At 64.8% G+C, this 14,205-nt stretch carries 10 protein-coding genes and 1 tRNA gene; all 11 read left to right on the top strand.

Annotated features, from left to right (window positions below):
• The first annotated feature begins 61 nt into the window (after positions 1-61).
• A complete protein-coding gene (gene ispB / locus B3446_RS01685; protein WP_171667815.1) occupies positions 62-1,027 on the top strand; it encodes an octaprenyl diphosphate synthase in 966 nt (321 codons plus the stop codon).
• A gap of 143 nt (positions 1,028-1,170) precedes the next feature.
• Positions 1,171-1,247, top strand: a tRNA-Pro gene (locus B3446_RS01680).
• Positions 1,248-1,273: 26 nt separating this feature from the next.
• Positions 1,274-1,585 carry a hypothetical protein gene (locus B3446_RS01675; protein WP_291376982.1) on the top strand — a complete coding sequence of 104 codons (312 nt, stop codon included), beginning with the start codon at positions 1,274-1,276 and terminating at the stop codon, positions 1,583-1,585.
• Between the two features lie 450 nt (positions 1,586-2,035).
• On the top strand, positions 2,036-3,295 hold the full coding sequence (locus tag B3446_RS01670) for a nucleotide sugar dehydrogenase (RefSeq protein WP_291376980.1): 1,260 nt from the start codon (positions 2,036-2,038) through the stop codon (positions 3,293-3,295).
• Positions 3,296-3,333: 38 nt separating this feature from the next.
• The gene (locus tag B3446_RS01665) at positions 3,334-5,811 is read left to right on the top strand and encodes a hypothetical protein (RefSeq protein ID WP_291376978.1); all 2,478 of its coding nucleotides are present in this window, start codon (positions 3,334-3,336) and stop codon (positions 5,809-5,811) included.
• The gene (locus tag B3446_RS01660) at positions 5,808-7,865 is read left to right on the top strand and encodes a glycosyltransferase (protein ID WP_291376976.1); all 2,058 of its coding nucleotides are present in this window, start codon (positions 5,808-5,810) and stop codon (positions 7,863-7,865) included. Before B3446_RS01665 ends, B3446_RS01660 begins: the two co-directional genes overlap by 4 nt.
• Before the next feature lie 43 nt (positions 7,866-7,908).
• Positions 7,909-9,066: a polysaccharide biosynthesis/export family protein gene (locus tag B3446_RS01655; RefSeq protein WP_175122101.1), complete on the top strand. Its 1,158-nt coding sequence runs from the start codon at positions 7,909-7,911 to the stop codon at positions 9,064-9,066.
• Positions 9,067-9,073: 7 nt separating this feature from the next.
• Positions 9,074-10,411 (top strand): ABC transporter permease, encoded by a 1,338-nt coding sequence (locus B3446_RS01650; protein ID WP_291376973.1) that lies wholly within the window; start codon positions 9,074-9,076, stop codon positions 10,409-10,411.
• 9 nt (positions 10,412-10,420) lie between these two features.
• On the top strand, positions 10,421-11,137 hold the full coding sequence (locus B3446_RS01645) for a hypothetical protein (protein ID WP_056559922.1): 717 nt from the start codon (positions 10,421-10,423) through the stop codon (positions 11,135-11,137).
• A 121-nt stretch (positions 11,138-11,258) separates the two neighbouring features.
• Complete coding sequence (locus tag B3446_RS01640) at positions 11,259-12,290, top strand: sugar ABC transporter (RefSeq protein ID WP_175139529.1); 1,032 nt, start codon at positions 11,259-11,261, stop codon at positions 12,288-12,290.
• Entirely contained in the window at positions 12,283-14,196 is a 1,914-nt protein-coding gene (locus B3446_RS01635; RefSeq protein WP_291376968.1) for a tetratricopeptide repeat protein, read from the top strand. The genes B3446_RS01640 and B3446_RS01635 overlap by 8 nt, the downstream gene beginning before the upstream one ends.
• Positions 14,197-14,205: the final 9 nt, after the last annotated feature.

Raw genomic sequence — 14,205 nt, 5'->3', positions numbered from 1 at the left:
CGCTGGCGGGCCCAGCGGTAAGAGCCGTCACGCGGCTCGCTTCACACTTGTCGGATACGTCTTGAATCTCCCCGCGCTCATTGCCCCCATAGCTGACGATATGAAAGCCGTCGATGCGGTTATCCGCGAGCGGCTGAATTCCGATGTGGTTCTGATCCGCACGATCGGCGACTACATCATTGGAGCGGGCGGCAAGCGCATGCGCCCGGCCATGGTGCTGATGGTGGCACGCGCCCTGGGATACGAAGGCACGCATCACCAGCTGCTGGCCGCCGTGGTGGAATTCATCCACACGGCCACGCTGCTGCACGACGACGTGGTGGACGAGTCCGACCTGCGCCGCGGCCGGGAAACTGCCAACGCCGTGTTCGGCAACGCGGCCAGCGTCCTGGTGGGCGACTACCTGTACTCGCGGTCGTTCGAGATGATGGTCGAGGCCGACTCGATGCGCATCATGAGCATCCTGTCCGAAGCCACCACCGTGATCGCCGAGGGCGAGGTGCTGCAGCTTCTGAACGTGCATGACCCGGACGTCTCGCAAGAGCGCTACCTGCAGGTCGTGCGCTACAAGACGGCCAAGCTGTTCGAAGCCGCCGCCCAGGTGGGCGCCGTGCTGGCGGGCGCCACGCCCGAGCAGGAAGCCGCCGCGGCCGCCTATGGCCGCCATGTGGGCACCGCGTTCCAGCTGGTCGACGACGTCCTGGACTACAGCGGCGACGCCGCCGCGCTGGGCAAGAACGTCGGCGACGACCTGCGCGAAGGCAAGCCTACGCTGCCGCTGATCCGTGTCATGGAAGTGGGCACGCCTGAACAACAGCAACTGATCCGCGACGCCATCAAGACGGGCGACGCCGACTTCGCTGCGGTGGCCGCCGCCATCCAGGCCACGGACGCGCTGGAACACGCCCGTCAGGCCGCCGTGGCCGAGGCAGATCGGGCCCGCGAAGCCCTTTCGATCTACCCCATTTCCCCTTTTCAAAATTCTCTGTTAGAATTCTGCGCTTTCGCGGTGAATAGAGATCGCTAGCAAAAAACGGCGGTTGGAAATTCATCCAGGCAGTCTGAACATCAGACGGTCTGATGCGAAGAAAGCAGTGAAGTGAAAAGTAGTAAAGCTAAGTGCAGTAAACGTTTAGTGGGTCTGAGCACCGCTAAATGGGTAGTCAAGATCGGGGCGTAGCTCAGCCTGGTAGAGTACTGCGTTCGGGACGCAGGAGTCGGAGGTTCGAATCCTCTCGCCCCGACCACTTCATGTGGTCGAGAATTCAAGAAGGTGTTTCCCGACGCCTTCTGGCTGAAAGCCGGTATCGCGCAAGCGCTGCCGGCTTTTTTGCATTTGCGCGGATTGCCTTTGCAGGAAGCGCTTTTCAAGAAGCGCTTTGCAGGAAGCGCAGTGCAAGAAGTGCATTGCAAAAAGTGCATTGCAAAAAGTGCATTGCAAAAAGTGCATTGCAAGAGGCGTACTGCAAGAAACGTTGCACGCCGCACCCCCCAACTTTTTCTGCCATGTTGTCCACGGCCCGGCCATTTATTACCGGGCGATGAAAACCCAGGCATGTCTCGTGCTGATAATGGTGCGTGCTGATCCAGTTTGGTGCATCGTTTTTATATTGCCTGACGCAATTACTAAATAAGCTACCGATCTGGATAATGGTTTTTCAGTTTGGTTAAACCAGACTAAGAAAAACGTCTTTTCATATTTGATTACATGAAACGACCGTCTCATGTTGCGGTTTGTGTAATGAATGTAATTTTTCTAGGGATTTCCCGGGTTTATTACGGGTTGTCCTGATTTATTTCCGCAGCAATAAAAATATTTAGAAAAAAGTTTGCTGCGCGACCCCTCTACGATGCCCAGGCTCGCTAACCGGATAGTTAACCGGGTACCGAGCCAAATTCATTTTCAGCAATACGTCCGCCCCTATACGGCAAGGGTATTTCGATTTCATGTCGAAGTGCTCGCTTTGGGGCGTCGATTTCTAGTGTCTGCGACACGACGAAAACAGTGAGGTCCCCCGTGGTAAAGAGAATCGCAGTGTGTGGCCTTGGATATGTCGGCCTGCCCGTGGCAGTGGCATTTTCCAGGCGCTTTGATGTCATCGGCTTTGACGTGGACAAGCGGAGAATCGCACGGCTGAAAGAGGGTGATGACTGGACTGGCGAGATCGAACGCGACGTATTGCTTGCCTCCCCCATGCAGTTCACCGACCAGTTGTCCGAACTGGAAGGCTGCGACTTTTTCGTGGTGGCCGTCCCGACGCCCGTCGACGAGAAAAACAATCCCGACTTTTCCCTGCTGGTGCGGGCGTGCCAGGCCATCGGCCCCGTGCTGCGCCCCGGCTGCATCGTGGTCTTCGAGTCGACCGTCCACCCCGGCGCCACCGAGGAAATCTGCGGCCCGGAACTTGAGAAGGCATCCGGCCTGCGCGCCGGCGTCGACTTCAAGCTGGGCTACAGCCCCGAGCGCATCAACCCGGGCGACAGGGAGCATCCGCTGGAGAAGATCGTCAAGATCGTGTCCGGCCAGGATGAGCAATCGCTGGAAGTGATTGCCGGCGTGTACGAGCAGATCATCGACGCAGGCGTGCACCGCGCCTCCTCGATCAAGGTGGCCGAAGCGGCCAAGGTGCTCGAGAACACGCAGCGCGACATCAACATCGCGCTCATGAACGAGATGTCCAAGATCTGCGATCTGGTCGGCATCCGCACCTCGGAGGTCCTGGCGGCCGCGGGCACCAAGTGGAACTTCCTGAAGTTCACGCCCGGACTGGTGGGCGGCCACTGCATTGGCGTCGACCCGTACTACCTCACGTCCAAGGCCCAGGAACTGGGCTATCACCCCGAAGTCATCCTGTCCGGCCGCCGCATCAACGACGGCATGGCCGCGCACGTCGCCTCGCGACTGGTGCAGCAGCTTGCACGCAACGGCCGCCTGAATGCGACCACCCGCGTCGGCATCCTGGGCATGACCTTCAAGGAAAACGTGCCCGACATCCGCAACTCGAAGATCGTCGATCTGTACCACGCGCTGGGCCAGTACGGCATCACGCCGGTTGCGTGCGATCCGATGGTCGACTCGGAGCAGATGGAGCATGAGTACGGGATCAAGCTCGTCGAACGCGGCGACTTCCGCGACATGGACGTCCTGATCCTGGCGGTGCCGCACCGCGAAACCATGGAAACCATCTGGGAAGACCTGCCGCAGCTCGTCAAGAACGGCGGCATGGTCTGCGACTTGAAGTCGGTGCTGGATGCCAAGCGCCTCCCGGCCGACCTTTTGTACTGGACTCTCTAGTTCAGGCTCGTAATCCATCAATACAGGAGAGACCCTGAATGACCGCATTTACCATCGCTCCCATCGGAACCTGCCGCATCCACACGCCCCTGCGTGATGCCGTGGGCCGCTACCCGATCAAACTTCAGCTCGGCCGCAACTACGGATTCGTGCACACGGCCGCCGAAGCCCTCCAGCAGGCGCGCTTCATGTTCAGCCAGAGCGACATCCCGGCCGACGTGCAGCGCCTGATCTTCCGTCCGTCCAATGGCGAGCAGGCTCGCCGCGGCACGCACAAGCCGGCTGACCTGTACATGGTCGAGCTGTCCTCGCGCAAGCTGCTCACGATCGACGGCCACCCCATCCAATCCAACTATCTGGTCCGCTACTTCAGCGAGTTCTTTGCCGACCGCACCCGCACCCGCGCGTTCTGGTCGATGGCCGTGGCCGACCGCCTGGCCGAACGCCGCGCGCAGCTGGACCAGGACCCGGTCTTCAAGAGCTTGAACGCTGAAGACCGCGACCTGCTCGCCCGCGTCGTCAAGCGCGACCAGACGGACGAGGAGATCGAGCAGGAGATGCGCCAGCTCGTCGAGCTGCTGGGCCGCGACAAGGTGGTGTTCGTCACCCACGTCAACGCCCACACGCCGGACAACGTGCCGATCGAACAGCGTCAGCAGCTCATCGCCGCCATCTCCGCCGCCGCGCAACGCATCGGCGTGCCGTGCTATGACCCGACCCCGCTGATGAACAAGCTGGGCCAGGCCGACGCCATGGAAGACGGCGGGCTGGACCTGACCCACTACACGCCGGCGTTCGCCGAGCGCCTGTACACCGACTGGTACAAGAACTTCATCCGTCCGCGCATGAGCTCCTCGACCCCGCAGGTCTCGGTGCCCAAGCTGGGCGCGGAAGAAAGCGTCGAACGCATCGAGAAGCTGTGGGACTCGGGCGAGCTGCGCGAAGCCTCGCGCCGCGTGCGCGATGTGCTGCGCCGCTACCCCAGCCTGCCGGATCACGTGGTGCTCTTCGCGCGCATCCAGGAAGAACTGGGCGACTACGAAGGGTCGTTGGCCCTTCTGGGCAGCGCCGATGCGCTGTCCTCGGGCAGCAAGGCCGAGCAGATCCTGATGCGCAACCAGTTCAAGCTGGGCCGCTACGACGTGGCGTACTCGCTGGCCGCAGGCCTGCTGGGAGACGAGATCGAAACGCCGGAAATCGTCCGCATCGCAGCGGTGTCCGCGGGCCACCTGGGCTATGTGGACGAAAGCCTGGGCAACTGGAAGCAGCTGTTCCGCATCTCCGAGCCGACCGACGCGATGGCGGTGGAAGCGGCCGACACGGTGCTGTCCCTGCTGCAGACGGGCGGCGACATGGAAGCGGCGATCCGCTGGGTGCACGAAGTGCGCGCGGCGATCCCGAGCTACGGTCGCGGCTTTGCCGTGTTGTGGCGCGACCGCCTGCTGGCAGGCGACCGCGACGCGCTGCGCGACCTGGCCGGCGAACAGCCCAAGCTGGAAGAGGGCGACGCGCTGGAGCTGGTCAAGGAAGCCTCGTGGCGCGGTTGCATCATGGCCGCGGCAACGCTGGCGGCCTCTTGCGGCCTGGCCAAGAGCGAGAACGAAGACATCAGCGCATGGCTGCAATCGCAGTCCGCGACGTGGGCCGAGGAAGGCAACCGCGCGCTGGAGGAAGGACGCCTGCGCGACGCCGCCGAACGCATCTGCGCGCACCGCCTGCTCAACCCCGACGCGCTGGCCGGCGCCCGTGCACAACGCGCCTTCGAACGCGCCATGCGCCTGGGCGTGCGTGCCGCGCTGGTGGCGGGCAACCACAAGGAAGTGATCGACCTGACCAACCTGGCCATCGACACCAACGTGGACTTCCCCGAACTGCACGCCATGCGTGGCCGCGCGGCTGACGCGCTGGGCGACAAGAAGACGGCGATGCGCCACCTGGAAGTGGCCGCCACTGGCGATGCCGCCCCGTTCAGCGCCAAGCTGCACTTTGCCCGCGTGGCCTTCAATGGCGGTTGGTTCGGTGAAGCGATCGACGCGTACAAGGAGGTGCTGGGTCATTCGGGCGCCGATCAAAGCGCCAAGGACGAAGCCGAACGCCAGCTTGGCAGGCTCGGCCCGCGCGCCATCCGTGGCGCTCGCGAGATCCTGTCCAACGGCGACCATCAGGCCGCTTGGAAGCTGCTGGACCGCGTCGCGCAGTCGTGGCCCGGCATGCCGGAAGTGGACCACGAAAAGCGCCGCATCCTGGCCTATCTGTACGCCGAAGCGCGCGCTCTGGAACCGTCGAGCACGACCGAGCGCCTGGCGCTGGGCGAACGCATCGTGTCGCTGGTGCCGGATGATCCCATCGGCCTGCGCCTGGCCGCGGTCGGCGCCATGCGTCTGCACCGCTTCGAACAGGCCCTGCCGTACTGGAAGCAGTTGCAGGAACGTTCCGAAAACCCGGCGCAGTACGACCACTACATCGAGCGCTGCCTTGTCTGGATCGAGAAGATCAACCGGAGAAAGGCAGCATGAATCCCCCTCTGATAACCGAGCGAGTGGACGCCAAGTCCGATCTTCAGCAAGTTCAAGCGCAGTTGGAGGAAATCGTTGCGGCATCGGGGCGGGTTCAAGTCGCTCAGGACAATCTGGCGCGGGCCAAGGAGCTTGCCCGCGATCACATGGAAGACTCGAAGGTCCGCTTCCTCCTGCTCCGCTTGCAGGAGTCGGCGGGCCTGAACGAGGGCATGGCCGAGCAGTGGGCCACGCTGCTCGAGGAGTGCCCGGATGACCTGCAGATCGTGCGCTATTGCGCGACGCGGCTGGTGAAGGAACGGCACCTGGACGAAGCCATGGCGCTGGTCGACCGTCACCTGCCGGCCGAGACGACGAATCCGGACCGCCTGTTTGCGCGGGCGAAGCTGCTGAGCGACATCCGCGCGCACGAGCAGTCGGACGCGCTGTTCCGGCGTCTGATCTCGCAGCACACGGATCGCAACATGCGCGTGGAGTTCGCCAAGCGCCTGCGCAAGCGCGGCCTCCTGGCCGACGCGTGGGACGCGATCGCGCCCGTGGCCAAGCATCTGACGCCCGGCAGCAAGGCGGCCGAACTGGCCGAGGGGCTGGCCAGCGACTACGCGTTCTATCAGCGCTTCGAATCCGAAGAGGGGCTGGTGGGCAAGGACGTGCGCATCGTGTCGATGAAGCACGCGATCCTGCACTTTCGCAACCGCAAGATTGCGGAAAACACGCCGGACAAGCCCGTGTCGGTGGCGCTGGTCACCGGCAGCCTGGGCCCGGGCGGCGCCGAGCGCCAGCTGACCCGCTTGGCGGGCGAGCTGACCCGTCTGGCCGCGTCGCCGGACCTGCAGCCGCCCGACATCCTGATGCGGCCCAAGAAGGTCGAGGTGCTGGTCAAGCAGCACACCGAGCCGTCGGGGTCGCCCAAGAAACAGGACGACTTTTTCCTGCCGGTGCTCATCAAGGCACAGATTCCGGTCACCGAGATCAACCGCCTGCCGGCCATCTCGGTGGCGCACCAGTCCGTGCCCGACGGCAACCTGGGCCGCCTGCTGGAGCAACTGCCCCCGCCCGTGCATTACGGCGTCACGCGATTGGCGCCGGTGTTGCGCGCCAACCGGTTCGACGTGGTCAGCCTGTGGCAGGACGGCACGTGCCTCTTTGGCGCCCTGGCGGCGCTGCTGGCCGGCACGCCGACGATCCACCTGGTGTTCCGCGGCCTGCCGCCGAACATCCGCAAGGACCGTTTCCGCGAAGAGTATCCCGAGCTGTTTCAGGCGCTGGCCTTGGTGCCGGGCGTGGTGTTCGTGAGCAACAGCCGCAAGGCCGCGGAAGCGTACGCCGAGTGGCTGGACCTGCCGCTGGAACGCTTCCACATCCTGTACAACGGCGTGCCGGATCTGGCGACCGATGCCTCGGACGCCGACAAGGCCAAGTGGGAAGCCTTCCACGAGCGCACCAAGGACGCCACCGAAACGATCGGCGGCGTGTTCCGCCTGGAGCCGGACAAGCGTCCGCAGCTCTTCATCAAGTTGGCGGCGCTTTACCTGAAGGAGCGGCCGCAGGCACGCTTCTTCCTTGTGGGCGACGGACGCCTGCGCGAGAACATCGAGGCGCTGGCGCTGGAGCACGACGTGCTGGAGCGCCTGTTGCTGGTGGGGCTGTCGAATCACGTGGGCTTCTGGTATTCGAAGATGGATGCCAGCGTGCTGCTGTCGCGCTACGAAGGCCTGCCGAATGTGCTGATCGAGGCGCAGTTGCTGGGCGTGCCGGTGATTTCCACGCCGGCGGGCGGTGCGGAAGAGTGCTTTGTCGAGGACGAGACGGGCCATCTGCTCAGCTGCGTGGATCATCCCGACATGCACGAGGCCTGCGAGAAGGTCCTGAACATGGTGGACCAGGTGCGCAGCAATGCGGACATGCGGGCCAATAGCCGCCAGCGCGCGCAGAATCTGTTCTCGCTGGACGCGATGCTCACGAAGTTCATGAGCATCTGCATGCCCGCCATGACTGAGTCCGAGAACGACGAGCGCATTGATGTTGCGCCTAAGCGCCTGATGCAGGCGTGACGGGCAGTTGCTCTTTTTTAAAGTGCTGAAGTTGAAGGAACCTATGCTAATGAACGTCCCGGCCCTGGGCGCGCGGCGCCATGCGACGCTTGCCATGCTGCTGCTTGCAGCGCTGACACTCACGGGTTGCCAGCTCCCACGGTCCGGCCCGATGCTTAGCGAAATGACAGGGGCTCACGATGACAAGGACGTCATCGTGATGCCCGTGTCGCGCGAACTCGCGCGAAAGAGCCGGGTGCCCGATGTGGCGGACTTTCCGGTGCGCTACCGCGATCTGACGCAGGCAGGTTTCGACAAGCTGGTGCCGGGTGACGGCATCAACGTGAAAGTGTGGGAACGCGGCGGTCTCGGCGTGTTCGCCGCGGACCCGTCCGGCGTCAGTGATCTGGGTAACCAGGACATCGACAGTGCCGGCAACGTTACGTTTCCCATCATTGGAAAGTTCCGCGCCGAGGGCCTGACGCTCGGCAAGTTGCATGACGCCATCGTGGCGCGTCTGAGCAAGCTCGTGGTCGGCGCCGACGTCAGCGTCACGCGCGCAGCCGATGCGCGCGGGCAGATGGTGACGGTGCAGGGCAACCTGACCAAGCCCGGCATGTACCCCATCACGCAGACCGCCCAGCGCCTGAGCAGCGCGCTGGCGCAGGCCGCGCCGGTACAGACCAATCCCGAACAGCTCATCATCAGCCTGCGCCGCGACAGCCAGGTGGCCTCGGTGCGGCTGGCGGACATCTACCGCAACCAGAACAACGACATCCTGCTGCGCTCGGGCGATGTGATCACCGCCTACGACGCCAAGGAATTCCTGACCGTGCTCGGCGCGGCCGGCCAGCAGGGCCGCGTGGAAATCAGCAAGCGCAATTACAGCGTGCTGGATGCGCTGGCGGACTCGCGCGGCCTGGACGACAAGCTGGCCGATCCGCGTTCGGTGTTCCTGTTCACGCCCGCGCAAGCGGGGGCCGAAGGCAAGCCGGACTTGCTGCCCGTCGTGTACCAGTTCGACCTCACGCGGCCGGAGCAGGTGGCGCTGGCCCGCGAGTTCACGGTGCATGAAGGACAGGCCATCTACATCTCGGACGCGCCGTTCACGCAGGTGCAGAAGGTGCTGTCGGCCTTCCGCGTCACGATGAGCGCCGGCTTCAGCGCCACGCGAGCCATCGACAGCGATTCGGGCGGCGGTTCGACCGGCGTTGCCCAATAACGCGTCCATGAGCAACGAGGATCGGATAAAGGGCTGGCGCTCGCGCCGGAAGGACAACAGCTACACGGTGGGGTCTGGCGTCGCCAACTGGCGGCTGGATCCGGCCGCGCTGTTCGAAGCCAAGGCCCCGCCGGGCGTGCTGTTCAAGCCGCTGCTGGCCCGCCTGCAGGGCGAGCCGCACGACTCCGTCGCGGCGCGGCGGGCGGTGTACGAGGCCGTGCAGGCGGAGCTGGACGCCGAGATCGTGCGCAGCGAGGTCGACGAGACCCTGGCGGATTTCTCCCGGCGGCGCCTGCGCATCATCGTGCGCCTGCTGGAACAGGACATCCGTGCGGGCGTCGAGGTGTTTGCGCCGGGCTACATGCCGGCCAAGCTGGTGGCCGAGGATGAGCGGCTGGCGGTCGCGCATGCCCGCCGCGTGGAACGTCGCAAGCAGGACGAGGCGCGTGAAGCGCGCCGCCATGCGTCACGCAATGACATCGCGCTGGAGATCGAGGTTGCGCAGAGCGAAGCGGGTGATCTGGCGATCCTGCGCGACCGGCTGCGCTCCCTGCATAAGGGGCATTCGGAGGACACCGCCGGCCATCGGCCGATCGGCCGCACGCTGATGGCGATGTTCATCTACCAGCTGCGCGTGATGCACGGCGAAAGCCGCATCGCGCTGGTGTGGGCGCTGGTCGGTCCGGTGGTGCTGCTGACCCTGATTTCGTCGCTGTACATCCTGATGGGCACGCACTACATCCTGGGGATGGACGTGCAGACGTTCTCGCTGTTGGGCGCGACGACCTGGATCATGTTCCGTCAGATCGCGTTCCGCAGCAGTACGGCGTATGTCTCGGCACGCGGCCTGCTGAATTTCCAGGGCGTCACGCCGCTGATGTGCGCGCTGGTGCAGGCCATGATCTACGTATCGGTGTATGTGGTGGTGTTTGGGGTGCTGATCACCGCGGGCCACGCGATCGGGCTCATCACGCTGCCCAAGAGCTGGGCCGGCTTCATTCTTTTTGTGGTCCTGATGGGCGTGGCGGGCGCGGCGATGGGGGTGCTCTTCGGGTCGATTGCGACCTACTGGCACTTCTTCCTGCGGCTGGCGCCGATCATCGAGCGCTTCCTGCAGATCTTCGCGGCGGTGTTCTTCGTGTCGGAGCAGTTTCCCGAGCAATTGCGGCCGTGGATGCTGTGGTCGCCACTGGCGCACGGCATGCAGTTGCTGCGCTCGGCGTACTTCCATGCGTACGAGTCGCACGATGCCAGCCTGGGTTACTTCCTGACCTCGCTGGTGTTCATGATGGTGATCGCGCTGGTGGCAGAGCGCCTGGCCCGTCCCAACGTTCAGCCAATGTGAGGGTGAAAGATGATCCATCTCAATGGCGTAACCGACGAACCCTATTCCTTCGGCAGCAGGCAGCCGCTGCTGGCCAACGCCACGCTCGACATCCCGGCCGGGCGCTATGCGCTGCTGTCGCCCGCGCCGGAGATGCACCGCCAGCTGGTGGACGTGCTGTGCTGTCTGCGTCCGCCGCGGCAGGGCTTCGTCAAGCACGACGGCAATGTGTCGTGGGCGATCGGCCGGCAGGGTTTCATCCGCGGCAAGGCCAGCGGCCTGTCCATGATCGATTTCGTCAGCGAAATGTACGAGATCGACCCCGACGCCACGTACGAACTGGTCGCGGACCTGATCAGCGATCCCAAGATGCTGGCCAAGCCCATGGAGCATTGGCCGCTTTATGTGCGGCAGGAGTTTTCGTTCGCCCTGGCGCTGGCACCCGCGTTCGATGTCTACGTGATCGAAGGGAGCATCCCCTTCGAGCCCTGCCGTTTCACCCGGCTCTGGCTGGCGCTTTTCGAAGAGCGCCTGGTCGGCCGGACACTCATTTTTTCCAGTTATCGCCAGAATCAGTTGGCGGATTATTGCTTCAAAGGCTTGATCTATGAACGAAGCGCGCTCAGCATCGACGACGACCTCGACCAGTGCCTCCGCAGGTATCCCCCGCGACGATCACGGAGCGACTCCGGCACAGGCGACGACGTCCTCGGAGGCGGCTTCGACGAAGGCCAACTCGGGTTCTGACGGTGGATCCGAGATCGAACGCCGCCGCCGCGAGCGGCAGTCGGCGCTGCGCGAGCGCCGCCGCCATCGCTGGATCAACGCGGTGATCGTACTGGTGCCGGTGGTGCTGGCGGTGATCTACCTGTTGATCGTCGCCACGCCGCGCTATGAGGCGGAGTCGCGGTTCTTCGTGCAGTCGGCATCCGGCCAGCAGGGCGGCGGCGGCGCGGCCGCCAGCCTGCTCACGACGGGCAACTCGGGCGGCATGCTCGGCGGATTCGTCGACGGCTGGGCCGTGGCGGACTTTCTGAAGTCGCGCGACAGCATGCAGCAGCTGGACAAGAAGGTCGGCCTGCGCCGCTACCTGATGAACGATGGGCTGGACCCGTTCAACCGCCTGGCCGAGGATTCCAGCGAAGACGATCTGTACCGCGCCTATCAGGCGTCGGTGCACGTGTCGTTCAACGCGCTGGAGCAGATCGACGTGCTGCGCGTCAGCGCGTTCTCGTCGGAAGACGCGGCCACGCTGTCCAGAGAGCTGATCGGCTTGGCCGAGCAGTTCGTCAGTTCGATGAACGAGAAGGGCGTGGCGGACAAGCTGAAGGTGAGCGAAGAATCGGTCAAATTTGCCGAGGAAAAGGCGCTGGCCGCGCGCGATGCGTTGACGACGTGGCGCACCAAGCACGGCAACATCGACCCCAGTGCGACGGTGTCGATGCTGCTGAACCTGTCCAGCCAGCTTGAGGGCGAGCTGAGCACCGCGCAGATCAATCTGGACAAGATCCGGGCGCTGGATAACAAGGACCATTTCATGCTCAAGCCTGCGCAGATGCAGGTGGCGGCCCTGAAAAAGCGGCTTGCATCCGTGCGTCAGCGCCTGAGCGGCGACGGCAACACGGAAGCCAAGCAACTGAAGGAATACGAGGCGCTGCGCAATGCGCAGGTGTTTGCGGATTCCAACCTGACGCTGGCGCAGCAGTCGTACCAGCAGGCGATGACGGACGCGCTGCGCCTGCAGCGGTATCTGTCGATCATCGCGCAGCCGGTGCCGACGGATCGGCCCAGCAGCCCGCGCACCGGCATCCTGCTGTTGCAGGCGCTGGCACTGGGATTTGTGCTCATGTTCATCGCACGCGTCGCGATGGCTTTGTTGAGGGGGCTGCGTCATGGTTGATACGGTCATTGAAAGCCGCCGGCCGGACGCCGGGGCCGAACCGCAGGACGCCACGGCGCGCCTGCGCGAGGTCATCGGACAGATCCGCGCGTCGGCAGACCCGGTGAGCGGCATGGCCGCGCTGGAACCGGCGCTGCGCCCGGCCAAGGACGGCTGGCGCGAGGTCCGGCGGCTGCTGGTCTCGCCCGACGTGAAAGCGGGCAAGCTGGCCTCTGCCATCGCGGCGCTGGAAACGCTTGTCGTTGTGTACCCCACGCGGGTCGACGACAGGCGCCTGCTCGCCAGTCTGCTCGGCCGCCTGGAGCAGTGGGACAGGGCGATCGCCGAAGCCGATGCCGCCGCCGGCATCGAGCCCGGCAATGCGTCGCTGCATGCCGCGCGCATCCAGATGCGTGTGCAGGCGGGACGCGTGCCCGAGGCGGCGGAAATTGCCCGCACGACCCTGCCGCTGGCGCAAAGCGCGCCCGAAGACGCTTATGCGTGGTTGATGGCCTTCGTGCGCAATGGAGACGTCGCCGAAGCCTCTGGCATCGCGGCATCGCTGGATCCGGACAAGCTTCCCAATGAACGCGTGGCGACGATGGCGGTGCGCGCGCTGCTGGCCGACGGTCGTACCGCCGCGGCAATCCGTCTGGGCGACGGCGCGCTGCGCGCAGGCCAGGATTGCGCGGCGCTGCGATCGTCGCTGGGGCTGGCGCATCTGCGGCGCGGCACCGAAGACGACCGCAAGACCCATGCGCTGACGCACTTCGAGGCTGGTCTGCAGGCCGCGCCCGACGACGTGCGGCTGCTGACGCTGCACGGCGAAACCCTGTTGCGCGCCGGGCGCTACAAGGATTCCGTCGCGCCATTGGCGCGCGCCATTGAACTGGCGCCGGATCTTGAGCAGACGCGGGGCCTGTACGCCCGCGCGCTGCGCTACACCTTGCAGTACGACGCGGCGGCCGAGCAGATGATGTTCCTGCTGAAGAAGTCGCCGGACAACCTGCTGTGGCAGCGGTCCGCCATTGGGGCGCTGTCGCAGGCCGGGCGCAAGGACGAGGCCGAGGCGCTGTTCGAGCAATACGTCGCCAAGCGTGGCGCGCGGCTGCCGGAGACCTTCCAGGAAGCGTTGGCGCGCATGGAAGAACAGCTCGACACCGCGCCGATTCCGCAGGCGCGGCTGGACTGGGCCTGGTCGATGCGGGGCGACACCAGCATCGATCGCGCGACGTGGGAACGCCGCGCGCGCTGGGGTCACATGATCGACCATTTGCTGTTCGATTGGCTTGAATGCCGCGAGGAGCGCGTCGAAGAAGCGATGGCCATGTTGGGTGAGCTGGACACCGGCGAGCGTTTCTTCGCACCGCTGCTTGCCGCCGGCCGCGGGGTCGTGGTCGCCACTGCCCACGTCGGGCCGATGTATGCGGGCCTGATGGCGCTGGAACTGGTCGGCATCCCGTCGCGCTGGCTGGCGTCGGCGCCCAGCATCGCCCGCAGCAGCTATGCCGAGGCGTTGATTTCCACGGCCGACCAGACCGAGGCGCAGGTCGCCAAGGCCTGCATGCGCGCGATCAACTCGGGCTTTGTGCTGTGCCTGGCCATCGACGGCGCGGCAAATCCCGCCGCGCCGCGCACGACGTTTGAAGGCCAGGACGTCACGTATTCCGGATTCGCGGCGCATCTGGCGCATCGCATGGGTGTGCCGTCGGTGTTCTACGCGCCACGCTGGGAGAACGGGCAGGTGGCCTACACGCTGGAAATGCTGCCGGCCGCCAACCCCGGCGAGGACGCGGACGCGTACGCGCAGCGCTGGCAGAAGGCGTACTTCGAACGGCTGCGTGAGCATGTTGCCGGCCCGCCGGAGAATCTGCGATTGAGTGGCGGCATCTGGCGCCATGTGACGGCGGCGGATCCGTCCGCGTGAAATTTGAGG

This window comes from Achromobacter sp. UBA5777 (assembly GCF_002418565.1).
GTDB lineage: Bacteria > Pseudomonadota > Gammaproteobacteria > Burkholderiales > Burkholderiaceae_B > Achromobacter > Achromobacter animicus.
Note: the sequence above shows the minus strand (reverse complement) of the source record. Positions and strands in the feature narration are given on the sequence as shown.